We start from the raw sequence: 22,366 nt of genomic DNA, 5'->3' as shown, positions 1-22,366 counted from the left end.
GCTCGGGGTGCTCGACGGCCAGGGGCGGTCGAGCAGCCGGCAGGGAGTGAGCCTGCCGCGGACGTTGTAGCCCCCTGGCGTAGACTCCGGGTGGTGGGGCGTCAGGTTGGCTCCACCCCATTTTGAGCGCCACGCAGCGATGCGTGGCGTTTTTTTTATGGGCGGCTCAGCGCACCCATGTCTCCAGCCCACGCGCGATCCGGCGCACCGCGTCTTCCAGGCGCGGCACGTCCTGCGTGTAGGCCAGGCGCACATGCTCGTTCGCACGGTGGTGCCCGAAGTCCAGGCCCGGCGTGAACGCCACATGCTCGGTCTCCAGGAAATGCGCACAGAACGCCTGGGCATCATCGGTGAACGCACTCACGTCGGCGTACAGATAGAACGCGCCTTCCGGTTCCACTTCGATGCGGAAACCGAGCGCGCGCAGTGCCGGCAGCAGGTAATCGCGACGCTCGCGGAACGCCGCACGACGCTGCTCGAAGATCGCGATCGATTCCGGCTCGAAACAGGCCAGCGCCGCATGCTGGGCGATGCTCGAGGCGCTGATGTACAGATTCTGTGCGAGCTTTTCCAGCTCACGCACCGCCTGCGGCGGCGCCACCAGCCAGCCCAGGCGCCAGCCGGTCATCCCGTAGTACTTCGAGAAGCTGTTGAGCACGAAGGCTTCGTCATCCACCTGCAGCACGCTGGCCGCGTCCATGCCGTAGGTAAGGCCGTGGTAGATCTCATCCACCACCAGGTGCCCGCCGCGCGCCTTCAACGACTGCGACAGCGCTGCCAGCTGCGCCGCCGAGAGCACGGTGCCGGTCGGGTTGGCCGGGGAGGCGACCAGCGCACCAACACTGTCGGCGTTCCACTGCCGTGCCACCAGGTCCGGCGTCAGCTGGTAGGCCGTCTCCGGGCCGACCGGCACCAGCTGCGCGGCGCCTTCCACCAGCCGCAGGAAGTGCCGGTTGCACGGATAGCCCGGATCGGCCAGCAACCAATGCTTGCCCGGGTCCACCAGCAGGCTGCTGGCCAGCAACAAGGCACCTGAGCCGCCCGGGGTCACCAGGATGCGCTCCGGATCGATCTGCACCTGGTAGCGATCCTGGTAGAAGCCTGCAATCGCCTCGCGCAGCGCGGGCAGGCCGCGGGCCGCGGTGTAGCGCGTGTGGCCGGCCGCCAGCGCGGCCTGGCCGGCGCGCACGATCGGAGCGGCGGTGGTGAAGTCCGGCTCGCCGATCTCCAGGTGGATCACATCGTGGCCAGCCTGCTCCAGCGCCTGCGCGCGGGCCAGTAGCGACATCACGTGGAAGGGTTCGATGTCCTGGCTGCGGCGGCTGTAGCCGGTGCCGGTCGGGGGCGTGCGGGAAGTATCCATGGCCTGATGATAGGCGCAGTGACCAACGACAGGCTTGCTGCTGGCCCACCCGCCAGCACAGACTGCACGGACACGGACGCCATTGCATTCCCCCGCCAGGAGCCTTATCTCGTGAAACCCGCCCTTTGTTTACTGGTTGCCAGCCTCATGACCTCCAACGTGCACGCCGCCCCCGCGCTGACCCCGCCCGACGCCGAGAAGCACCCGCACACGGTGAAGGCTCCCTTTGGCGCGACCCGCAGCGACGATTACTACTGGCTGCGCGACGACAAGCGCGAAAACACGAAGATGCTGGCCTACCTGAATGCGGAGAACGCCTACACCGACCAGGTGGTGGCCCCGCTCAAGCCGCTGGAAGACACCCTGTACAAGGAGATCGTCGCCCGCATCAAGCAGGACGATGCCAGCGTGCCCTCGCGTGACCGCGGTTACTGGTATTACACCCGCTTCGAAACCGGCAAGGACTACCCGATCCAGGCGCGCCGCAATGGCAGCATGGAGGCGCCGGAAGAAATCCTGCTCGACATCAACACGATGGCCGAGGGCAAGGGCTACTTCAACGTGGGCGATGCCGATGTCAGCCAGGACAACCACCTGCTGGCCTGGGCCGAAGACGACGTCGGCCGCCGCCAGTACGTGATCCGCTTCAAGGACCTGCGCACCGGTGAGGTGCTGCCGGATCGCATCGAGAACGTCTCGCCCAATGTGGTCTGGGCCGATGACAACCGCACCCTGTTCTATGTCGAGAATGATCCGGAAACCCTGCTCACCGTGCGCGTCAAGAAGCACGTGCTGGGCACCCCGGCCAGCAGCGACGTGCTCGTGTATGAAGAGAAGGACGACAGCTTCTACATGGGCGTGGGCCGCACCCGCGATGATCGTTTCCTGACCATCGAGCTGCACAGCACGGTGAGCTCGGAAACGCGCTACGCCCCGGCTGCCGACCCGCAGGCGTTCAAGGTACTGGCGCCGCGTGCGCGCGATGTGGAATACGACGCCGACCACTTCAATGGCCGTTGGGTGATCCGCACCAACGCGGCGGACGCGAAGAACTTCAAGATCGTCACCGCGCCCAGCGATGCCACCGCGCGCAGCCAATGGAAAGACTGGGTCGCGCACGATGACGCCGTGCTGATCGAAGGCTTCGAACTGTTCGACGGCTTCACCGCGATCGCCGAGCGCTCCAATGGCCTGGAACGCGTGCGCCTGCTGTTCCCGGATGGCCGCCAGGATTACGTCAAGGCGGATGAGCCCGCCTACTCGATGGGGTTGGCCGCCAACAGCGAGCATGACACCCCGTGGCTGCGTTACGCCTACACCTCGCTGACCACGCCGACCACCACCTACGAGCTCAATACCGTCACCGGTGAACGCCGCCAGCTCAAGCAGCAGCCGGTGATCGGCTATGACCCGTCGCAGTACACCACCGAGCGCGTGTGGGTGACGGCCCGCGATGGCGTCAAGGTGCCGGTGTCGCTGGTCTACCGCAACGGTTTCAAGAAGGACGGCACCGGCGCGCTGTACCAGTACGCCTACGGCAGCTACGGCATGTCGATGGATCCGGGCTTCAACCAGACCGTGGTCAGCCTGCTCGATCGCGGCGTGGTGTATGCCATCGCCCACATCCGCGGCGGCCAGGAAATGGGCCGTGCGTGGTATGAGGACGGCAAGCTGCTCAAGAAGCAGAACACGTTCAACGATTTCGTCGATGTCACCCGCGAGCTGGTCCGCCAGGGCTATGCCGCCAAGGATCGCGTCGCCGCCTCCGGTGGCAGCGCCGGTGGTCTGCTGATGGGCGCGGTGGCCAACCAGGCGCCGCAGGACTATCGCGTGATGGTCGCCCAGGTGCCGTTCGTCGATGTGGTCACCACCATGCTCGACGCCAGCATCCCGCTGACCACCAACGAGTATGACGAGTGGGGCAACCCGGAGCAGCGCGAGTATTACGACTACATGCTCACGTACTCGCCCTACGACAACGTCAGCAGGCAGGCGTACCCGGCCCTGTTCGTCGGCACCGGCCTGTGGGATTCGCAGGTGCAGTACTGGGAGCCGGCCAAGTGGGTGGCCAAGCTGCGCGATGACAACACCGGCCACTTCCCGATCGTATTCCGTACCAACATGGAAGCCGGCCACGGCGGCAAATCCGGCCGCTTCCAGCGTTACCACGAGCTGGCCGAGTCGTATGCGTTCGTGCTCGACCAGCTCGGCGTGACCACTTCCCGGTAATGCCGGCCGGCGGCCGGTCACCTCGGTTGGCCGGCGATTTCCGTTGACCGACGACCTCGTGTCGTCGGCCAATGCAGTGAGGCCGCCATGCGGCGGCCCGTCCGGGTCGCTATGCTGGCACCATGTCCCGGCCCGAACGCCCTGTGGTTTCCGAAGCGCCGGCTGTCCGGCGACGGGTGCGTTTTCGCTGGGCGTGGTGGCTGCTGGCCTATGTCAGCCTGGGCACCGGCGTCGTGGGCATTTTCGTGCCGGGCCTGCCCACCACCGTGTTCATCCTGATCTCGGCCTGGGCCGCCTCGCGCGGGTCCGAGCGCCTGCACAACCGCCTGCTGGCGCACCCGCAGTTCGGCCCGGCGATCCGCAACTGGCAGGCGCATGGCGCGGTCAGCCGCCGCGGCAAATGGATGGCGACCCTGACCATGGCGGTGTGCGCGGGCATCATGCTGTGGTGCGTGCCGATCGCCTGGGTGAAGTGGCTCTCCATCGGCAGCATGGCCTGCGTGGCGCTGTGGCTGTGGACCCGGCCGCTGCCGCCTGGGGATGCACACCGACCCCGGTAGTGCCGGCCGCTGGCCGGCACCCATGAGCCGTCAGGATGTGCGGGGAGCCGGCCAGCGGCCGGCACGACCAGGGTGCCTCCAAGGGCGTGATTTTTAGCGCTGCCCGTTCATCCAGCCGGCACCCAAGCGCTCAAACACCGCGGCTATACTCGGAGGATGAAGACATCCCCCCGTACCCTCATCTCCCTGACGCTGGCCGCCTCGGCGCTGCTGGTGCTGTCGGCCTGTGGCAACAAGGGCCCGCTGGTCCTGCCGCAGAAGCCGGTCCCGGTCGAAGAACAGCTGGTTGAACCGGCCGCCGACGACGCCACGCCGCCGGCCGCCGATGCCGATACCGATTCCCCGGTGGTTCCCGATCCCGTTGAAGCGCCGGCGCTGAAGGCCAATGACGGGAATGAGTAAGTCGAACACGTCCGCGGCGCTGCGCTTCACCAAGATGCATGGCGCCGGCAATGATTTCGTGGTGTTGGACCTGCGCGATGGCAGCGCACCGCCGGATGCTGCGCTGGCCGCGCGGCTGGCCGATCGCCACACCGGCGTGGGGTGCGACCAGATCCTGACCATCGAGCCGCCCAAGGCGGAAGGCTCGGTCGCCTCGTATCGGATCTGGAATGCCGATGGCAGCCGTTCCGAGCAATGTGGCAACGGTGCGCGCTGCGTGGCGGCCTGGCTGGTGCGTGATGGCGCGGCTACCGGCAGCACCTTCGCGATCGATAGCCCGGTCACTACCCATGCAGTCGAACGCCTGGGCGAAGACCAGTACGCGGTGGCCATGGGCGTGCCGCGTTTCGAGCCGGAGAACGTGCCGCTGATCGGCTTCGCCCGCGCCCGCGAGGAATACCTGCTGCCGCTGCAGGGCGACACGGTGCGCTTCGGCGCGGTCTCGATGGGCAACCCGCATGCCGTGATCGAAGTGGGCCTGGTCGATGCCGCCCCGGTCGAGCGCCTGGGCCCGTTGCTGCAGCAGCACGCCTCGTTCCCGAAATCGGTCAACGTCGGTTTCGTGCAGGTGCTCGGCCCGCAGCACGCGCGCCTGCGCGTGTATGAGCGTGGCGCCGGCGAAACCCTGGCCTGCGGCAGTGGCGCCTGCGCTGCGGCCGTGGTGATGATGCAGCGCGGTCGCCTGCAGCGCGATGCCACGATGTCGCTGCCCGGCGGTGACCTGCGCATCCGCTGGCCGGCCGATGATGCACAGATCGTGATGTCCGGACCCGCAGCCTTCGTCTTTGATGGGGAGTGGAACGCATGAGCGAGACCGCCGAGAAAATCGGGTCGCACGAAGTAGCCGCCTGGCTGCGTCGGCATCCGACCTTCCTGAAGCAGTTCCCGGATCTGGCCCTGACCCTGGTGGTGCCGCGCGATGACGGCCCCACCGCGTCACTGGCCAGCTACCAGCTGGAGGTGCTGCGCGACAAGAACCGTGAGCTGTCGCGACGGCTGGCCGATCTGGCCGCCAACGCACAGATCAACGAGCGCTTGGCCGTGCGCACGCACCAGCTGACCCTGGCACTGATGAAACAGGACTCGGCGGCGGACACCCTGCGGGCGATGGCCGCCTCGCTGGAAGAGGATTTCGCCGGGGATCTGGTGCGGCTGATCGTGCTGCATCCGGTTTCCGGGCTGGAACAGGCGCCGTGGCTGCAGGTGATCGAGGAGAGCAGCCCGCTGCTGGGTGTGTTCCGCGATTGCCTCAAGGACGGCGAACCGATCTGCGGCCGCCTGCAGCCGGAAAAGAGCACCGTGCTGTACGCCGGGCGCGCCGAGGAAGTGCAGTCCAGCGCGCTGCTGCCGCTGCCGGGTGTCGGCCTGATCGCGGTCGGCAGCCATGACGGCAATCGGTTCTACCCGGGCATGGGCACGCTGTTCCTGCGCATGATGGGTGAATCGCTGGTCGTTGCGCTGCAGCGTTTCCCGTCCCCCTGACTGCCCGTTGAGCGGAGTCGCCGTGAGTACCGCGCAGGACTTCCTGTCGCACCTGCAGGTGGAGCGCCGCATGTCGGCGCACACGCTGGATGCCTACCGTCGCGACCTGGACGCACTCGCGGCGTGGGCTGAGGGGCAGGGTGCGGTGATCGACACGCTCGACAGTGCGCAGCTGCGCCAGTTCATTGCTGCCGAACACCGCCGTGGGCTGTCACCGACGTCGCTGCAGCGCCGACTCTCTGCCTGCCGCAGTTTTTATGCCTGGTTGCTCAAGCACCATCGCATCGAGGCCAATCCCGCGACCGGCCTGAAAGCACCCAAGGCACCACGCAAACTGCCGCAGGTGCTCGACGCCGATGAAGCCGTGCAGCTGGTGGAACTGCCCACCGACGCACCGCTCGGCCTGCGTGACCGCGCGCTGCTGGAACTTTTCTATTCCTCGGGACTGCGCCTGAGCGAGCTGTGCGCGCTGATCTGGCGCGACCTGGATTTCGATACCGGCCTGGTCAACGTGCTGGGCAAAGGCAACCGCGAACGCCGCGTGCCGTTCGGTTCGCATGCACGCACCGCGCTGCAGGGCTGGCGCGCCGACAGCGGCGGCGCGGCAACCGCACCGGTATTTCCCGGGCGCAAGGGCGGGCCCATCACCCAGCGCGCCGTGCAGATCCGCATCCGCCAGCTCGCCCAGCGCCAGGGCCTGTTCAAGCACGTGCACCCGCATATGCTGCGGCACAGCTTCGCCAGCCACATCCTGGAGTCCTCCGGTGATCTGCGCGGTGTGCAGGAGCTGCTTGGGCATGCCGATATCGCCACCACACAGATCTATACCCATCTGGATTTCCAGCATCTGGCCAAGGTCTACGACGCTGCGCACCCGCGTGCCAAGCGGCGCAAGAGCGGCAACGAAAGCTGAATCGATCCGCTGCGGCATCCGGGCGCAGGGCGGGGCGGGTTGAAGCGTCGGGCAGAGACCCCACCTCAGTCTTTGTCACCCCGGAGGCTCCATGGACCCCAGTCAGAACCCCAACGTATTTCATGCCACCACCATCATCTCGGTGCGGCGCAACGGGCATGTCGCCGTCGCCGGCGATGGCCAGGTCACCCTTGGCCACACGGTGATGAAGGGCAACGCCCGCAAGGTGCGCCGTCTGGGCCGGGAGGGCCAGGTGCTGGCCGGTTTCGCCGGCGCTGCCGCCGATGCCTTCACCCTGTTCGAGCTGTTCGAGGCCAAGCTGGAAAAGCACGGTCAGCTGCAGCGTGCTGCAGTGGAACTGGCCAAGGATTGGCGCACCGAGCGCCGCCTGGGCAAGCTCGAAGCGCTGCTCGCCGTCGCCGACAAGGACACCTCGCTGATCATCAGCGGCACCGGTGATGTGATCGAGCCGGAAGACGGCATCATCGCGATCGGTTCCGGTGGCTCCTATGCCCTGTCTGCCGCCCGCGCGCTGATGGCACATACCGAACTGGATGCCCGCACGATCGCCACCGAGTCGATCAACATCGCCGGTGACATCTGCATCTACACCAATCGCAACGTGGTGGTCGAAGAGCTTTGACCCGGAGGGTCAACGCTCGGTAGCGCCACGCCATGCGTGGCTGCGGTATCCGGTCAGCCACGCATGGCGTGGCTCTACATCAGCGTTACGTCGCTGCCAGGCAGGCCGGTGATACGTCATTCCACCCCATATCCTCGTGAGCACACCCATGCCGCACAAGATTGAAGTTTCTTCCGCCACCATGACCCCGCGCGAGATCGTGCAGGAACTGGACCGGCACATCGTCGGCCAGCACGACGCCAAGCGCGCGGTCGCCATCGCGCTGCGCAACCGCTGGCGCCGCATGCAGCTGCCGGCCGAGCTGCGCAACGAAGTCATGCCCAAGAACATCCTGATGATCGGCCCGACCGGCGTCGGCAAGACCGAGATCGCGCGTCGCCTGGCCACGCTGGCCAATGCGCCGTTCGTCAAGGTTGAAGCCACCCGGTTTACCGAGGTCGGCTATGTCGGCAAGGACGTGGAGCAGATCATCCGCGACCTGGCCGACACCGCGGTCAAGCTGTATCGCGAGCAGGCCAAGGTCCGCGTGCGCACCCAGGCCGAAGAGCGCGCCGAAGACCGCATCCTGGATGCACTGCTGCCGCGCCGCAGCACCGGTATCGGCTTCGATGCCGAGGCCGCGCGCAACGAGCCCTCCGCGCAGGACAACGAGACCCGCATCAAGTTCCGCCGCATGCTGCGCAACGGTGAACTGGACGAGCGCGAGATCGAACTGGAAGTCTCGGCCAATGTCAGCATGGACATCATGACCCCGCCAGGCATGGAGGAAATGGGGCAGCAGCTGCGCCAGATGTTCTCCAGCATGGGCGGTGCGAAGGCGCAGAAGCGCACGCTGTCGATCAAGGCCGCGCGTCCGCTGCTGATCGAGGAAGAGGCCGGCAAGCTGGTCAACGAAGACGATATCCGCAGCGCGGCGATCGAAGCCTGCGAGCAGCACGGCATCGTGTTCATCGATGAGATCGACAAGGTCGCCAAGCGCGGTGACAACGTCGGTGGTGGCGATGTGTCGCGCGAAGGCGTCCAGCGCGATCTGCTGCCGCTGGTGGAAGGCTCCAATGTGTCCACCAAGTACGGCACCATCAAGACCGACCACATCCTGTTCATCGCCTCCGGTGCGTTCCACCTGGCCAAGCCCAGCGATCTGATCCCGGAACTGCAGGGTCGTTTCCCGATCCGCGTGGAACTGGGCGCGCTGAGCAAGCAGGACTTCGTGCGCATCCTGACCGAGCCGAAGGCCGCGCTGACCAAGCAGTACGAAGCGCTGCTGCAGACTGAAGGCGTCTCGATGAAGTTCACGGTCGATGCGGTGGACCGCTTGGCCGAGATCGCCTTCCAGGTGAACGAGCGCCAGGAAAACATCGGCGCGCGCCGCCTGCACACGGTGCTGGAGCGCTTGCTGGATACGCTGAGCTATGAAGCCCCGGACCGCGATGGCGAGACCATCAGCATCGACCAGGCCTACGTCGACGCGCACCTGGGTGAGCTGGTGCAGGATCCGGACTTGAGCCGCTACATCCTGTAACGGCACGCAACGATCGGGTGGTAGGAAGAACGGCGGCACTTCGGTGTCGCCGTTTTTTTTCTCAGGCGTCGTCGTCGGTTGGCAGGGCGGTCGGGGGTGCGCCCGGGGTGAATACACCCGGCTGCACGAATGCGCTGAGGATCGCATCCAGCGTCTGCGCGCCATCGCGCTGGATCTCGAACAGCTCCGGTTCCAGCATCGCGCTATACAGCACCCCGGTCAGGCTGGTGCTCACGATGCGTGCCACCGTGTCCACGTCCACCCCCTCGCGCAGCTGCCCCAACTCGCGCGCGCGCTGGAACGCGGCCGCGAAGATACCCAGCTCCTCGCGCGATGCCTCCAGCTGCAGCACCTGCATCGCCTGGCTTTCCACCGACAGATCATTGCGCAGCATGATTTCCATCATGTTGCGCAGGCGTTCGTCTTCGGCCAGCTCCCGGAAGGAGACCAGCAGTGCCGAGCGCAGGTCCAGGATCGGTGTAGTGCGCTTGGCCGAGGTGGTGCGTCGCAGCCGCTCGATGAACGGGACGCGCTCGCGATCGATCATCGCGGTCAGCACTTCGGTCTTGTTCTTGAAATGCCAGTACACCGCGCCGCGGGTGAATCCGGCGCGCGCCCCGATCATCGCCAGGCTGGTGCCGGCGACCCCGTATTCATGGAAACAGACCTGGGCCGCATCGAGGATGCCCTCGCGGGTGGCCTGCGCCTCTTCTTTGGTTTTTCTGGCCATTGCGCTGTGCAGTTGCTGGATGAAACCGGCCTGAATTGTACCGCTTTACAAACAAACATGCATGTATGTATATTTGCGCCCCACTGATCCTCAGCGAGGACTGCCTGCGCACGCCGGCGGGTCTCGTTTCGGATATTTGCCGTCATTTGCTGCCTGTTTGTCGTCATTCTTCGCTTTTATCGGAAGTTGGGCTGCAGGCGCCCCTTTTCCGTCTGCGAGCCCCTACCGCCATGTCCAGAACCCCGTACCGTCTTCTCGCGCTGTCCCTCGCGATCGCCCTGACCGTGTCCGCCTGTGGCGGTGGTGAGCAGGAGGGTCCGCAGGGCGGCCCCGGCCAGGTGACCGTGGCCACCCTGAAAGCAGAGCAGGTCGGGCTGACCCGCGAGCTGCCGGGCCGCACCAATGCCTTCCTGGTGGCCGAAGTGCGCCCGCAGGTCAACGGCATCGTGGCCAAGCGGTTGTTCACCGAAGGCGGCCTGGTCACTGCCGGGCAGCCGCTGTATCAGCTCGATGACGCCAGCTATCGCGCCCAGGCCAACAGCGCCCGTGCCCAGCTGGCGCGCGCCGAAGCCACCGCCAATGCCGCACGCCTGAGCGCCAAGCGCATCGGCGAGCTGGCCAAGGTCGAGGCGGTCAGCACCCAGGACAACGAAAACGCGATCGCCGCGCTGAAGCAGGCCGAAGCCGATGTCGGCGCCGCGCGTGCCTCGCTGGACGCGGCCAACGTGACGCTGGGTTATGCGCGCATCACCGCGCCGATCAGCGGCCGCATCGGCAAGTCCTCGGTGACCCAGGGCGCGCTGGTCAGCGCCGGCCAGGCCGAAGCGCTGGCCACCGTGCAGCAGTTGAACCCGATCTATGTCGACCTGACCCAGTCCGCCAGTGAGCTGCTGCAGCTGCGCCGCGAACTGGCCAGCGGCCGCCTGCAGGACAACCAGACCCTGCCGGTGACGATCCTGCTCGATGACGGCACCGAGTTCGATCACAAGGGCACCCTGGAATTCTCCGAAGTCAGCGTGGATCCGACCACCGGCAGCTACGCGCTGCGGGTCAAGGTCGAGAACCCGGACCAGGTGCTGATGCCGGGCATGTACGTGCGCGCCCAGGTCGGCAGCGGTGTGCGCGACAACGCGATCCTGGTGCCGATGCAGGGCATCGCCCGCGATCCCAAGGGCGATACCAGCGCCATGGTGGTCGGCAAGGACGACAAGGTCGAAGTGCGGCAGGTCAAGGTCAGCCGTTCGCTCGGCGACAAGTGGCTGGTCGAAGACGGGCTGAAGGCGGGTGACAAGGTCATCGTCGAAGGCCTGCAGAAGATCCAGCCGGGCATGCCCGTGCAGGCCACCGAAATGGGCGCGGCCCCGGCCAAGCCGGCCGCCGCGCCGGCGGCTCCCGCCGCCCAGCAGTAACCGGAGAATTCCATGGCACGTTTCTTCATTGATCGCCCCATCTTCGCGTGGGTGATTGCGATCATCATCATGCTCGCCGGCGGCCTGGCGGTGCTCAAGCTGCCGGTGTCGATGTACCCGGAAGTGGCACCGCCGGCCGTCGAGATCAGCGCCAGCTACCCGGGTGCATCGGCCAAGGTGGTCGAGGACTCGGTGACGCAGATCATCGAGCAGAACATGAAAGGCCTGGATGGCCTGATCTACTTCTCGTCCAACAGCTCGGCCAACGGCCAGGCGACCATCACCCTCACCTTCGAGAGCGGGACCAACCCGGATATCGCGCAGGTGCAGGTGCAGAACAAGCTGCAGCTGGCCATGCCGCTGCTGCCGCAGGAAGTGCAGCGCCAGGGCATCAACGTCGCGAAGTCGAGCAGTGGCTTCCTGCAGGTGCTCGGCTTCGTCTCTGAAGACGGCAGCATGGATGCCAACGACATCTCCGATTACGTCGGCTCCAACATCGTCGATCCGCTGAGCCGCGTGCCAGGCGTGGGCAACATCCAGGTGTTCGGTGGCAAGTACGCCATGCGTATCTGGCTGGACCCCAACAAGCTGCACACCTACAAGTTGTCCACTGCCGAAGTGATCGCCGCGATCACCGCGCAGAACGCGCAGGTCGCCATCGGCCAGCTCGGCGGCGCGCCGTCGATCAAAGGCCAGCAGCTCAACGCGACCATCAACGCACAGGACCGCCTGCAGACCCCGGAGCAGTTCCGCAACATCATCGTGCGCAGCGCGCAGGACGGTGCCGAACTGCGCCTGTCCGATGTTGCCCGCGTCGAGCTGGGTGCGGAGTCGTACGACTTCGTGACCCGTTACAACGGCAAGCCGTCGTCGGGTATCGCGATCACGCTGGCGACCGGCGCCAATGCGCTGGACACCGCCAATGGCGTGCGTGCGGCGCTGGATGAGATGGAGCCGAACTTCCCGGCCGGCCTGAAGGCGGTGGTGCCGTATGACACCACGCCGTTCGTGCAGGTCTCGATCAAGGGCGTCATCAAGACCCTGATCGAAGCCATCGTGCTGGTGTTCCTGGTGATGTACCTGTTCCTGCAGAACTTCCGCGCGACCCTGATCCCCACGATCGCGGTGCCGGTGGTGCTGTTGGGCACGTTCGGCATCCTCGCCGCGCTGGGCTTCTCGGTGAACATGCTGACCATGTTCGCGATGGTGCTGGCGATCGGCCTGTTGGTCGATGACGCGATCGTGGTGGTGGAGAACGTCGAGCGGATCATGTCCGAGGAAGGACTCTCGCCGCTGGAAGCCACGCGCAAATCGATGAGCCAGATCACCGGCGCGCTGGTCGGCATCGGCCTGGTGCTGTCGGCGGTGTTCGTGCCGATGGCCTTCATGAGCGGGGCCACCGGCGTCATCTACCGCCAGTTCTCGGCCACGATCGTCTCGGCGATGGCCCTGTCGGTGCTGGTCGCGATCGTGCTGACCCCGGCGCTGTGCGCCACCATGCTCAAGCCGCTCAAGAAGGGCGAGCACCACGTGGCCCACAAGGGCTGGTCGGGGCGTTTCTTCAACGCGTTCAACCGGGGTTTCGACCGTTCCAGCAATGGCTATCAGCGTGGCGTGCGCGGCATTCTTGGCCGTCCGTGGCGCTTCATGGGCGTGTTCGCTGCGCTCGCGCTGGTGATGGGCCTGCTGTTCATGCGCCTGCCCAGCTCGTTCCTGCCCAATGAAGACCAGGGCATCCTGATGGCGCTGGTGCAGACCCCGGTCGGCGCCACCCAGGAACGCACCCTGGAATCGATCGACAAGCTTGAAAAGCACTTCATGGAGAACGAGGCCGACGCGATCGAGTCGATCTTCTCGGTGCAGGGCTTCAGCTTCGCCGGCATGGGCCAGAACGCGGGCATGGCCTTCGTCAAGCTCAAGGACTGGAAGGACCGTGATGCCGATCAGGGCGCGATGCCGGTGACCGGTCGCGCGATGGCGGCGCTGGGCGGGATCAAGGATGCCTTCATCTTCGCCTTCCCGCCGCCGGCAATGCCGGAACTGGGTATCGGCTCGGGTTACACCTTCTTCCTGAAGGACACCAGCGGTGCTGGTCACCAGGCGCTGCTGGACGCACGCAACCAGCTGCTCGGCATGGCCGGGCAGAGCAAGCTGCTGGCCAACGTGCGCCCCAACGGCCAGGAAGACACCCCGCAGCTGCGCATCGACATCGACGTCGGCAAGGCCAGTGCGCTGGGCCTGTCGCTGGAGGCGGTCAACACCACGCTCGCTGCGGCCTGGGGCAGCAGCTACATCGATGACTTCATCGACCGTGGCCGGGTCAAGCGCGTGTACGTGCAGTCCGATGCGCCGTTCCGCATGAACCCGGAAGACTTCAACCTGTGGTCGGTCAAGAACGCGGCCGGTGAGATGGTGCCGTTCTCGGCCTTCGCCAGCCAGCGCTGGGACTACGGTTCGCCGCGCCTGGAGCGCTACAACGGTGTGTCCGCCATGGAAATCCAGGGTGAGCCGGCCCCGGGCGTGGCCTCGGGCGATGCGATGAACGAAGTGGAGAAGCTCGCCAAGCAGTTGCCGGCCGGTTTCGACATCGAGTGGACCGCGCTGTCCTACCAGGAGCGCCAGGCCGGTTCGCAGACGCCGCTGCTGTACACGCTGTCGCTGCTGATCGTGTTCCTGTGCCTGGCCGCGCTGTATGAAAGCTGGAGCGTGCCGACCTCGGTGCTGCTGGTGGCCCCGCTGGGTATCCTCGGCGCGGTGCTGGCCAACACCATGCGTGGCATGGAGCGCGATATCTACTTCCAGGTGGCGATGCTGACCACGGTCGGTCTGACCAGTAAGAACGCGATCCTGATCGTGGAGTTCGCCAAGGAAAACCTGGAGAAGGGCGCCGGCCTGATCGAGGCGACGATGCACGCCGTGCGTGACCGTCTGCGCCCGATCATCATGACTTCGCTGGCCTTCGGCCTGGGCGTGCTGCCGCTGGCGATCGCCTCTGGTGCCGGTTCCGGTGCACAGCAGGCCATCGGTACCGGCGTGCTCGGCGGCATGCTGGTCGGCACGGTGCTGGGTGTGTTCTTCATCCCGCTGTTCTTCGTGGTGGTGCAGCGCGTGTTCAATCGCAAGAAGTACGGCAAGAACGCCGGAGGTTCCGATGCGTAAGCCCTTGATGGCCAGCCTGGCGCTGGCCGTGAGCCTGGTGCTGTCCGGCTGCTCGACGCTGGAGCCGCGCAGCACCGAAGTCGCCCCGGCGATTCCCGCGCAGTGGCCGGGCACGGCCACCGCAGGGGCGGTGACCACCGCACCGATGGAGGTGGCCGACATCGGCTGGCGCGATTTCTTCGTCGATCCGCGCCTGCAGACGGTGATCACCCACGCCCTGGAGAACAACCGCGACCTGCGCGTGGCCGTGCTCAATGTCGAGCGTGCCCGGGCGCAGTACCGCATCCAGCGCGCTGACCGCGTGCCGGCGGTCGGTGTGCAGGGGCAGATGACCCGCAGTGGCGGCGATGCCCCGGTGACCGAGCAGTTCAGTGCCAACCTCGGCGTGGTCGAGTTCGAACTGGATCTGTTCGGCCGCGTGCGCAACCTCAGCCAGGCGGCGCTGCAGCAGTACTTCGCCGAAGCGGCCAACCGCCGCAGTGCGCAGCTGTCGCTGGTGGCCGAGGTGGCCAATGCGTGGCTGACCCTGGGCGCGGACAGCGAGCAGCTGCGGATCGCGCAGGCGACGTTGGCGACCTATGAGGATTCGCTGCGCCTGACCGAGGCCCGCCGTCAGCTCGGTGGCGCCTCGGCGCTGGAACTGAGCCAGACCCGTACCCTGGTGGAAACCGCGCGCACCGATGTGGCGCGCTTTGCCGGGCAGGTCGCGCAGGATCGCAACGCGCTGGTGCTGCTGGCCGGTGGGCCGATCGATGCCTCGCTGCTGCCGCAGGCGGAGGTGACCGAGGTCGCCAGCGTGCGGCCGCTGCCGGCCGGGATGCCGGGCGATGTGCTTCTGCAGCGGCCGGACGTGATGGCGGCCGAGCACGTGTTGCTCTCGGCCAACGCCAACATCGGTGCGGCGCGCGCGGCGTTCTTCCCGTCGATCAGCCTGACCGGCAACATCGGGTCGGCCTCGTCGGAGCTGTCGGGGCTGTTCGACGGCGGCACGCGCGTGTGGAGCTTCATTCCCAAGCTCACCCTGCCCATCTTCCAGGGCGGCAAGCTGCGCGCCAATCTGGGCATGGCCACGGCGGATCGCGATATCGCACTGGCGCAGTATGAGAAGGCGATCCAGGTCGGTTTCCGCGAGGCGGCCGATGCACTGGCGCTCAACGAGAGTCTGGATGCGCAGTTGTCGTCGCAGCAGGCGCTGGTGGCGGCGGCGGAGCAGGCGCAGCGGTTGTCGCAGGCACGCTATGACGCCGGCCTGGACAGCTTCCTGACCCTGCTGGATGCACGCCGTACGGCGTACACCGCACGGCAGTCGCTGGTCAGCACGCAGCTGGCCCGGCAATCCAATCAGGTCGCGTTGTACAAGGTGCTCGGCGGCGGTTGGCACGAGCGCGGGTGAATGATCCACGCGGGTGCGGCCACGTTGCCGCACCTGCGCCGCTCAGGGATCGTCTGCCCGGCCATCGCCGTGGCAGCGGCGCGCGCGATCCAATGCGCTGCCTGCTTCGCGGGCCATCCGTTCGTATTCGCGGCGGATTTCTTCCAGGCGCTCTTCGTCCAGCTCTTCGAGATCGAGCAGTTCGTTGTTGGCCTCTTTCGTCGCGCGGATCAGCTCATCGAGCTTGATCTGGATCGCAGCGGTATCCGCGTTCTGGCTGTGCTGGATCAGGAACACCATCAGGAAGGTGATGATGGTGGTGCCGGTGTTGATCACCAGCTGCCAGGTGTCGTTGAACCGGAAGATCGGGCCGCTCAAGGCCCAGATGACCACGATCGTCACCGCCGCCAGGAAGGTCCACGGCGTTCCTGCCGCATAGGACGCCTTCTTGGCGACAAGATTGAAGAGACTGCGCAGTTTCATGAGGCACGACAGGTGGGAGCCGAGGTGCCTGCATCATTGGTGGGGCGCCGTGCAGGCGCTGTGCAGCCGGCGCAGGTCAGACGCGGGCATGCAGCCGCGGGCGCGATGCCTGGTCCTGGCGACCGGCGAGGTAAACGTGTTCCCAGCACTGGTCAACGAACTGACGGGCCTGGTCTTCGGACAGGCGCGGCATGATCTGCAGCGCGTAATGAGTCTGGAACATTTCATCGCGCTCCTCATCACTGGCACGCGGTTGCGTGATCAGCGAATCGCAGGCGAATTTGATCCACGGCACGTAATGGCCGAATGAGCCCGTCCCGAGGTTGCCGTCGGCGTGACGCTGGCGCCAGTAGCTGACTTCGGCGTCGACATCGATGACGGCAGGGATGGAGATCTGGGCGGAGGACATGGTCACTTCAATATGGGAAGAAGGGAATCTGGATGATGGCGTAGGGCGCGGTGCATGTGATGTCATGGCGATGTGGAGCCGGTGTGGCGGCGTTCGCCCCGTTGTTCGCCCAGCAGATGCGCGTGGTGGACCACGCCCAGGCGTTCGGCCAGCGTCGCCAGCCGGTTGCAGACGGCGACGCGATAATGAGGATGGGACCGCGTCAACTCTTCCTGGATGGCCTGGTAGGCATCCCAGAAAGGCGCGGCGTTTTGGTGGCGTGCGTAGTGCACCTGCAGTCTTTCCCACGCGTCCATCAACGCAGGTTCGACGGAGGAGGTGCGGCTGGTTTGGGCATGCATGACGTCTCCTCGACGATGGTGCCCCCTGTGCAACCACCTTAAGACGTTCATGCAGCGCGGTTGTTAGTGCGGCGTGTTCGCGATGTCCCACGGCGGTGTGCGGCGCGTGACGGTGTCACGTGCATACACCCATGGCACAGGGCCTTGCGCACCGCCTTGCTCACTGAAGCATTCAGAACGTTGCAGCACCCGCGCGCTGCGTATTGGCATCACGCTGGCAGGTTCCGCGCGCATCCGCGCGGAACGGTGGTGTTTCTTATTCGCCGATGTCTTCGTTCCAGACCTCGGGATGGGCGCTGATGAAGCCGCCAAGCAGGTCGATGCATGCCTGGCTCTGCATGTCGATCACCTTGACCCCATTCTCGCGCAGCCACTCGATGCCGCCTTGGAAGGTGACCGACTCGCCCACCACCACGGTGCCGATGTTGAACTGGCGCACCAGCCCGCTGCAGTACCAGCACGGGGCCAGGGTGGTGACCATGATGGTGTCCTGGTAGCGGCGCTGGCGGCCGGCCTTGCGGAAGGCATCGGTTTCGCCGTGCACCGAGGGGTCGCCTTCCTGGACGCGGCGGTTGTGGCCGCAGCCGAGCAGGCGGCCGTCGTTGTGGTACAGCGCGGCGCCGATCGGGATGCCGCCTTCGGCCAGGCCCTGGCGGGCTTCGGCGATGGCGGTTTCGAGCAGGGCGGCGTAGTCGGGGGTGGTGATCATGCGCAATCCAGGAACGTGAAGGCCCCCATGATAGTGGGCGGCCTGCCGCAACGGCGCCGGCGGTGCGATAATCGTCCCCATGAGCGAATCCCCCTACAAGACTGGCACCACCCATTTCGGCTTCCGCGATGTCGCTGCGAAGGACAAGCAGAAGCTGGTGGGCGAAGTGTTCACCTCGGTCGCGCGCAGCTACGACCTGATGAACGATCTGATGAGCCTGGGCATCCACCGGGCGTGGAAGCGCTACTACGTGGCCACCGCGCAGGTGAAGCCGGGCGACCGCGTGCTGGATCTGGCCGGCGGTACCGGCGATATCGCCGCGCTGATCAAGGAGCGGGTGGGTGACGAGGGTGAAGTGGTGCTGGGCGATATCAACGCCGGCATGCTCTCCGTCGGCCGTGACCGGCTGACCAACCGCGGCCTGGTCGCGGGCCTGAACTACGTGCAGTGCAACGCCGAGGCGCTACCGTTCCCGGATGCGAGCTTCGATCTGGTCACGATCGCCTTCGGGCTGCGCAACGTCACCGACAAGGAAGCCGGCCTGCGCGAGATGCATCGCGTGCTCAAGGTGGGCGGCCAGGCGCGCGTGCTGGAGTTCTCGGAAGTCACCGCCGACTGGTTCAAGCCGATCTACGATTTCCACTCGTTCAAGATCCTGCCCAAGCTGGGCCAGCTGTTCGCGCGTGATGGCGACAGCTACCAGTACCTGGCCGAGAGCATCCGCAAGCATCCGCCGCAGGAGCAGCTCAAAACCATGATGGCCGAGGCCGGTTTCGAGCGCTGCCATTACAAGAACCTGACCGGCGGCATCGTTTCGATTCACTCCGGCTACAAACTTTGAGACAGAGGTCCGGTTCCCGCTGAGGGAGCTCGGCCACACTGCAGGCAGGCTGTCGAAGAGGGCCTGCCATGCGTCTGTACCGCGGGCTTGCCCGTGTGTTTCCCCGCTCGTTCACCGCCAAGCTGATGGCGGTGGTCTTCCTTGGCCTGCACGTGCCGCTGCTGGTCCTGCTGGTGTGGATGGCCGCCACCGGCCATTACGCGCGCGGCGTGATGTGGACCGTGGTCGGCGTGGTCCTGCTGGCCACGCTGCTCGGCACGGCGATCGCGATGATGGCGCTGTACCGCCTGATGGCGCCGCTGCGCCAGGCCGCCGATGCGCTGGAGGCCTACTACGACGAGCAGCGCCTGCCGCATCTGCCCGATCTGGGCCACGATGAGATCGGCCGGCTGCTGCGCAGCATCAACCGCAACCTGCATGGCGTGGACGCCGGCCTGCGTGACCTGCGTCGCAGTGTGCTGCTCGATCCGCTCACCCAGGCCCTGAACCGGCGCGGCTGCGAGCAGGCGCTGGCCGATTCCGCCGCCTGGGCCAGCGAGAAGGCCCGTCCGCTGACCCTGTTCGTGGTCGATCTGGACAACCTCAAGCCGATCAACGACGCCCACGGCCATCTGGCCGGCGACCAGGTGCTGGTGCGGCTGGTGGAGACCGCGCGACAGTGGCTGCGCGGCCCGGACTGGATCGGGCGCTGGGGCGGCGATGAGTTCCTGCTGGCCGTACACGCCGATGCCAACGAGGCCGGCGAGCGGGTGACGCGTTGGCTGGCGCAGCTGGCCGCGCCCGCGCGTGCCGGCGACCCGCCGGTACGCGCCAGCGCCGGCGCGGCCGCGTATCGCCCCGGCGATGACCTGCGCGAGGCCTACCGGCGTGCCGATGCGGCGATGTACCGGGCCAAGTACGCCGGGGGCGGGCGCCTGTTGCGCGCCGAGGACTGAATGCGCGAACCGCCACGCATGGCCTGCGCGGGCGTCGGGGACAGGGGGTAAACTGGTCGTTTCACCCTGATCGGTCCCGTTCATGCGATCTCCGTTCCTGTTGATTCCCCTGGCCGTCGCCCTGGCGTCCGGCTGTTCCAAAGAACCGGCGGCTCCGACCGTCGATCCCACTGCCACCGCCCCGGCGAGCACTGCCATGAAAGCCGACAGCCGCAGCCACGATGAAAGTTCGTACGCCGAGCCGGACAAGGTCGTCGTCAAGGACATCGCGCTGGACCTGAAGCTGGATTTCGACAGCAAGCAGATCGGCGGCACCGCGACCTACACGCTGGAGTGGAAGGACAAGGCCGCCAAGCAGCTGGTGCTGGACACCCGCGAGCTGACCGTGGAGAAGGTCGAGGCGATCGCCGCCGACGGCAAGGCTGCACCGCTGCCGTTCGTGCTGGCACCGGCCGACAAGGTGTTCGGCAGCAAGCTGAGCATCGAGACGCCGGATCAGCCGGCCAAGGTCGTGATCACCTATCACACCGCACCGACCGCCTCGGGCCTGCAGTGGCTGGAGCCGTCGATGACCGAGGGCAAGAAGCTGCCCTTCATGTTCAGCCAGTCCCAGGCCATCCACGCCCGTTCCTGGGTGCCGCTGCAGGACACGCCGAGCGTGCGCTTCACCTACAGCGCGCATGTCACCTCGCGCCCGGACGTGATGGTGCTGATGAGCGCCGACAACGATCCCAAGGCCGCGCGTGATGGTGATTACACCTTCAAGATGCCGCAGCCGATCCCGTCCTACCTGCTGGCCATCGCCGCCGGCGACCTGGTGTTCGAGCCGATCTCCGGCCGCTCCGGCGTGTGGGCCGAACCGACCATGGTCGGCAAGGCCGCCAAGGAGTTCGAAGACACCGATAAGATGATCGGCGCTGCCGAGAAGCTCTACGGCGAATACCGTTGGGGCCGCTACGACATGCTGGTGCTGCCGCCGTCGTTCCCGTTCGGTGGCATGGAAAACCCGCGCCTGACCTTCGCTACCCCGACCGTGATCGTCGGCGACAAGTCGCTGGTCTCGCTGGTGGCCCACGAACTGGCACACAGCTGGTCGGGCAACCTGGTGACCAACGCCAGCTGGAAGGACATCTGGCTCAACGAGGGCTTCACCACCTACGTGCAGGGCCGCATCACCGAGGCGCTGTACGGCCAGGAAATGGCCGAGATGGAGCGCGAGATCGACCAGAACGATCTGCTCGCCGAAGTGAAGGACATGAGCGCGGCCGACCAGGCCCTCGCCCTGCCGCCGCTGAGCGAGCGTGACCCGGACGAGGCATTGAGCCAGGTCGCCTACGTCAAGGGCGCCTGGTTCCTGCAGTTCCTGGAACAGCGCTTCGGCCGCGAAACCTTCGATCCGTTCCTGCGGGGCTGGTTCGATGACCATGCCTTCCAGAGCGCGAACACCGACCAGTTCGTCGAGTACCTGAAGAAGAACCTGCTGTCCAAGAAGCCCGGCGCCGTCAGCGACGCCGAGCTGAAGGCATGGCTGGACGAGCCGGGCATTCCGTCGTTCGCGACCAAGGCCCGCTCGCGCAACTTCTCCATCGTCGATACCGCCCGCATCGCCTGGCAGGGCAGCAACACGCTGCCCAACGCGCAGATCACCGGCGAGTGGGGCACCCAGGAATGGGTGCACTTCATCGACGGCCTGGGCAAGACCCTGCCGGTGGAGAAGCTGGCCGCGCTGGACAAGGCCTACCACTTCACCGGTACCGCCAACGGCGAGATCGCGATGCGCTGGTATCCGTTGACGATCCGCAGCGGCTACAGCGAAGCGAACGAAGCCGCCGGTGCGTTCATCGAGCGCGTCGGCCGTCGCAAGCTGATCATGCCGATCTACGCCGAACTGGTGAAGACACCGGAAGGCCTGGCCTTCGCCAAGGCCGCCTTCGCCAAGGCCAAGCCGGGCTACCACCCGATCACCACGGGCTCGGTGCAGGACATGCTGGACAAGGCCGAGGCGGGCACGGCCAAGCCGTAATCGCCAGACGCATCGGTTGAACGAAAAACGGCGGGGAAACCCGCCGTTTTTTTATGCCTGGGCGCCGGCGCTCACACCGCGCGGACCGCCAGGAACATGTCCACGCAGTCGTGCATCACCTGCTGCTGCTGTGCCGGCGTGAGCGGTGGCTGGCCGAAGGTGATCTGCGGCCAGAACGCAAAGGCCTTGAGCATCGCCTGCAACTGGTGCGCGGCGTCGGCCGGCGGCATGTCCGTGCGCAGCCGGCCATCGGCCTGGGCCGCGCGGATCCAGCCGGTCAGGCCTTCTTCCTTCTCGGCCAGCTTGTCCATCATCGCGCGCGCGCGCTCGGGGGCATGGACCAGTTCGGCCATCGCGACCCGGGACAGATCGATGAAGCCTGGGTCGTCGAGCAGGTGCATCTTGCGCGCCGCGAACAGCAACAGTTGATCGCGCAGCGGCCGTGCCGGGTCGTAGGGCACGACAGCCAGCGCCTGGCTGGCCTCGAACAGCTGCCACAGGATGGCGGTGAACAACTCGTCCTTGCTGGCGAAGTGGTTGTACACGGTGCGCTTGGACACCTCGGCCGTGGCCGCGATGCGATCCATGCTGGTGCCGGCAAAGCCGAATTCGCGGAACTCTGCCACCGCGGCGCGGAGGATGGCCTCGCGTTTACGGTCGGTGAGGCGGCTGGGACGGTCGGGGGCGCTCATGCGGATTATTTTACACCGTTCAGTTTACTTTTCGGAAAAGGCAAGTAAACTCGCCGGTGTACTTTCCAGGGCAAGCCCCGCATGAAACGTCGCCTGCCTCGATTCCTCCT

The 22,366-nt window shown here is 66.3% G+C and carries 21 protein-coding genes; 14 read left to right on the top strand and 7 right to left on the bottom strand.

Features of this window, described 5'->3' with window-relative positions; all coding sequences use genetic code 11:
- Nucleotides 1-166 precede the first annotated feature (166 nt).
- Nucleotides 167-1,363, bottom strand: a complete 1,197-nt coding sequence (locus ABE546_RS09755; RefSeq protein WP_346463499.1) for a pyridoxal phosphate-dependent aminotransferase — start codon at nt 1,361-1,363, stop codon at nt 167-169.
- A gap of 111 nt (nt 1,364-1,474) precedes the next feature.
- On the opposite strand from ABE546_RS09755, the gene ABE546_RS09750 reads away from it, so the two are divergent.
- The 8 genes from ABE546_RS09750 (at nt 1,475) to hslU (ending at nt 9,153) form a co-directional block, all read left to right on the top strand.
- On the top strand, nt 1,475-3,592 hold the full coding sequence (locus ABE546_RS09750; protein WP_346463498.1) for a S9 family peptidase: 2,118 nt from the start codon (nt 1,475-1,477) through the stop codon (nt 3,590-3,592).
- 122 nt (nt 3,593-3,714) lie between these two features.
- Nucleotides 3,715-4,152 carry a YbaN family protein gene (locus ABE546_RS09745; RefSeq protein ID WP_346463497.1) on the top strand — a complete coding sequence of 146 codons (438 nt, stop codon included), beginning with the start codon at nt 3,715-3,717 and terminating at the stop codon, nt 4,150-4,152.
- Between the two features lie 156 nt (nt 4,153-4,308).
- Nucleotides 4,309-4,554, top strand: coding sequence for a lipoprotein (locus ABE546_RS09740; protein ID WP_019183672.1), 246 nt, complete (start codon nt 4,309-4,311; stop codon nt 4,552-4,554).
- Complete coding sequence (gene dapF / locus ABE546_RS09735; protein WP_313212405.1) at nt 4,547-5,401, top strand: diaminopimelate epimerase; 855 nt, start codon at nt 4,547-4,549, stop codon at nt 5,399-5,401. The genes ABE546_RS09740 and dapF overlap by 8 nt, the downstream gene beginning before the upstream one ends.
- Nucleotides 5,398-6,075 carry a DUF484 family protein gene (locus tag ABE546_RS09730; protein WP_346463495.1) on the top strand — a complete coding sequence of 226 codons (678 nt, stop codon included), beginning with the start codon at nt 5,398-5,400 and terminating at the stop codon, nt 6,073-6,075. The genes dapF and ABE546_RS09730 overlap by 4 nt, the downstream gene beginning before the upstream one ends.
- Before the next feature lie 22 nt (nt 6,076-6,097).
- Nucleotides 6,098-6,988, top strand: coding sequence for a tyrosine recombinase XerC (gene xerC, locus ABE546_RS09725; RefSeq protein WP_313219558.1), 891 nt, complete (start codon nt 6,098-6,100; stop codon nt 6,986-6,988).
- A 91-nt stretch (nt 6,989-7,079) separates the two neighbouring features.
- A complete protein-coding gene (hslV, locus tag ABE546_RS09720) occupies nt 7,080-7,631 on the top strand; it encodes an ATP-dependent protease subunit HslV (RefSeq protein ID WP_019183676.1) in 552 nt (183 codons plus the stop codon).
- 148 nt (nt 7,632-7,779) lie between these two features.
- The gene (gene hslU, locus ABE546_RS09715) at nt 7,780-9,153 is read left to right on the top strand and encodes an ATP-dependent protease ATPase subunit HslU (protein ID WP_121039962.1); all 1,374 of its coding nucleotides are present in this window, start codon (nt 7,780-7,782) and stop codon (nt 9,151-9,153) included.
- 61 nt (nt 9,154-9,214) lie between these two features.
- On the opposite strand, the gene ABE546_RS09710 is transcribed toward hslU, so the two are convergent.
- Complete coding sequence (locus tag ABE546_RS09710) at nt 9,215-9,883, bottom strand: TetR family transcriptional regulator (protein ID WP_313212404.1); 669 nt, start codon at nt 9,881-9,883, stop codon at nt 9,215-9,217.
- Between the two features lie 230 nt (nt 9,884-10,113).
- Between ABE546_RS09710 and smeD the strand changes: the two genes are divergently transcribed.
- From smeD to ABE546_RS09695, 3 genes are read left to right on the top strand one after another with little or no spacing between them, the layout of a single operon-like run.
- Nucleotides 10,114-11,292: a multidrug efflux RND transporter periplasmic adaptor subunit SmeD gene (gene smeD / locus ABE546_RS09705; protein WP_123730148.1), complete on the top strand. Its 1,179-nt coding sequence runs from the start codon at nt 10,114-10,116 to the stop codon at nt 11,290-11,292.
- A gap of 12 nt (nt 11,293-11,304) precedes the next feature.
- Nucleotides 11,305-14,451 (top strand): multidrug efflux RND transporter permease subunit SmeE, encoded by a 3,147-nt coding sequence (smeE, locus tag ABE546_RS09700; protein WP_346463493.1) that lies wholly within the window; start codon nt 11,305-11,307, stop codon nt 14,449-14,451.
- Complete coding sequence (locus tag ABE546_RS09695) at nt 14,444-15,844, top strand: efflux transporter outer membrane subunit (protein ID WP_346463491.1); 1,401 nt, start codon at nt 14,444-14,446, stop codon at nt 15,842-15,844. Before smeE ends, ABE546_RS09695 begins: the two co-directional genes overlap by 8 nt.
- Nucleotides 15,845-15,886: 42 nt before the next feature.
- Here ABE546_RS09695 and ABE546_RS09690 read toward each other — a convergent pair whose 3' ends face one another.
- The 4 genes from ABE546_RS09690 to ABE546_RS09675 all read right to left on the bottom strand — a co-directional run bounded on the left by ABE546_RS09690 (nt 15,887) and on the right by ABE546_RS09675 (nt 17,765).
- Nucleotides 15,887-16,306: a low affinity iron permease family protein gene (locus ABE546_RS09690; RefSeq protein ID WP_313212401.1), complete on the bottom strand. Its 420-nt coding sequence runs from the start codon at nt 16,304-16,306 to the stop codon at nt 15,887-15,889.
- 76 nt (nt 16,307-16,382) lie between these two features.
- On the bottom strand, nt 16,383-16,715 hold the full coding sequence (locus ABE546_RS09685) for a hypothetical protein (protein ID WP_313212400.1): 333 nt from the start codon (nt 16,713-16,715) through the stop codon (nt 16,383-16,385).
- 62 nt (nt 16,716-16,777) lie between these two features.
- Nucleotides 16,778-17,056, bottom strand: a complete 279-nt coding sequence (locus ABE546_RS09680) for a hypothetical protein (protein WP_346463490.1) — start codon at nt 17,054-17,056, stop codon at nt 16,778-16,780.
- Between the two features lie 256 nt (nt 17,057-17,312).
- Nucleotides 17,313-17,765: a nucleoside deaminase gene (locus tag ABE546_RS09675; RefSeq protein WP_019186053.1), complete on the bottom strand. Its 453-nt coding sequence runs from the start codon at nt 17,763-17,765 to the stop codon at nt 17,313-17,315.
- Nucleotides 17,766-17,844: 79 nt separating this feature from the next.
- Between ABE546_RS09675 and ubiE the strand changes: the two genes are divergently transcribed.
- The 3 genes from ubiE (at nt 17,845) to ABE546_RS09660 (ending at nt 21,564) form a co-directional block, all read left to right on the top strand.
- Nucleotides 17,845-18,606: a bifunctional demethylmenaquinone methyltransferase/2-methoxy-6-polyprenyl-1,4-benzoquinol methylase UbiE gene (gene ubiE, locus ABE546_RS09670; protein ID WP_070471930.1), complete on the top strand. Its 762-nt coding sequence runs from the start codon at nt 17,845-17,847 to the stop codon at nt 18,604-18,606.
- Between the two features lie 68 nt (nt 18,607-18,674).
- The gene (locus ABE546_RS09665; RefSeq protein ID WP_313219564.1) at nt 18,675-19,541 is read left to right on the top strand and encodes a GGDEF domain-containing protein; all 867 of its coding nucleotides are present in this window, start codon (nt 18,675-18,677) and stop codon (nt 19,539-19,541) included.
- An 82-nt stretch (nt 19,542-19,623) separates the two neighbouring features.
- Entirely contained in the window at nt 19,624-21,564 is a 1,941-nt protein-coding gene (locus ABE546_RS09660) for a M1 family metallopeptidase (RefSeq protein ID WP_346463488.1), read from the top strand.
- A 71-nt stretch (nt 21,565-21,635) separates the two neighbouring features.
- Here the strand turns inward: ABE546_RS09660 and ABE546_RS09655 are convergent, their stop codons facing one another.
- The gene (locus tag ABE546_RS09655; RefSeq protein ID WP_313219566.1) at nt 21,636-22,256 is read right to left on the bottom strand and encodes a TetR/AcrR family transcriptional regulator; all 621 of its coding nucleotides are present in this window, start codon (nt 22,254-22,256) and stop codon (nt 21,636-21,638) included.
- Between the last annotated feature and the right edge of the window lie 110 nt (nt 22,257-22,366).

This window comes from Stenotrophomonas sp. TWI377, assembly GCF_039674525.1.
Lineage (GTDB): Bacteria > Pseudomonadota > Gammaproteobacteria > Xanthomonadales > Xanthomonadaceae > Stenotrophomonas.
This window is presented reverse-complemented; position numbering and strand designations above follow the sequence as displayed.

Bases quoted from the DNA above. Each gene is read 5' to 3' on its own strand.
- dapF (WP_313212405.1), top strand. From the start codon at position 4,547: ATGAGTAAGTCGAACACGTCCGCGGCGCTGCGCTTCACCAAGATGCAT.
- ABE546_RS09710 (WP_313212404.1), bottom strand. From the start codon at position 9,883: ATGGCCAGAAAAACCAAAGAAGAGGCGCAGGCCACCCGCGAGGGCATC.
- ABE546_RS09665 (WP_313219564.1), top strand. From the start codon at position 18,675: ATGCGTCTGTACCGCGGGCTTGCCCGTGTGTTTCCCCGCTCGTTCACC.
- ubiE (WP_070471930.1), top strand. From the start codon at position 17,845: ATGAGCGAATCCCCCTACAAGACTGGCACCACCCATTTCGGCTTCCGC.
- ABE546_RS09685 (WP_313212400.1), bottom strand. From the start codon at position 16,715: ATGTCCTCCGCCCAGATCTCCATCCCTGCCGTCATCGATGTCGACGCC.
- ABE546_RS09680 (WP_346463490.1), bottom strand. From the start codon at position 17,056: ATGCATGCCCAAACCAGCCGCACCTCCTCCGTCGAACCTGCGTTGATG.
- ABE546_RS09695 (WP_346463491.1), top strand. From the start codon at position 14,444: ATGCGTAAGCCCTTGATGGCCAGCCTGGCGCTGGCCGTGAGCCTGGTG.
- ABE546_RS09755 (WP_346463499.1), bottom strand. From the start codon at position 1,363: ATGGATACTTCCCGCACGCCCCCGACCGGCACCGGCTACAGCCGCCGC.
- ABE546_RS09675 (WP_019186053.1), bottom strand. From the start codon at position 17,765: ATGATCACCACCCCCGACTACGCCGCCCTGCTCGAAACCGCCATCGCC.
- ABE546_RS09745 (WP_346463497.1), top strand. From the start codon at position 3,715: ATGTCCCGGCCCGAACGCCCTGTGGTTTCCGAAGCGCCGGCTGTCCGG.
- hslV (WP_019183676.1), top strand. From the start codon at position 7,080: ATGGACCCCAGTCAGAACCCCAACGTATTTCATGCCACCACCATCATC.
- hslU (WP_121039962.1), top strand. From the start codon at position 7,780: ATGCCGCACAAGATTGAAGTTTCTTCCGCCACCATGACCCCGCGCGAG.
- ABE546_RS09660 (WP_346463488.1), top strand. From the start codon at position 19,624: ATGCGATCTCCGTTCCTGTTGATTCCCCTGGCCGTCGCCCTGGCGTCC.
- smeD (WP_123730148.1), top strand. From the start codon at position 10,114: ATGTCCAGAACCCCGTACCGTCTTCTCGCGCTGTCCCTCGCGATCGCC.
- ABE546_RS09655 (WP_313219566.1), bottom strand. From the start codon at position 22,256: ATGAGCGCCCCCGACCGTCCCAGCCGCCTCACCGACCGTAAACGCGAG.
- ABE546_RS09730 (WP_346463495.1), top strand. From the start codon at position 5,398: ATGAGCGAGACCGCCGAGAAAATCGGGTCGCACGAAGTAGCCGCCTGG.
- smeE (WP_346463493.1), top strand. From the start codon at position 11,305: ATGGCACGTTTCTTCATTGATCGCCCCATCTTCGCGTGGGTGATTGCG.
- ABE546_RS09740 (WP_019183672.1), top strand. From the start codon at position 4,309: ATGAAGACATCCCCCCGTACCCTCATCTCCCTGACGCTGGCCGCCTCG.
- ABE546_RS09690 (WP_313212401.1), bottom strand. From the start codon at position 16,306: ATGAAACTGCGCAGTCTCTTCAATCTTGTCGCCAAGAAGGCGTCCTAT.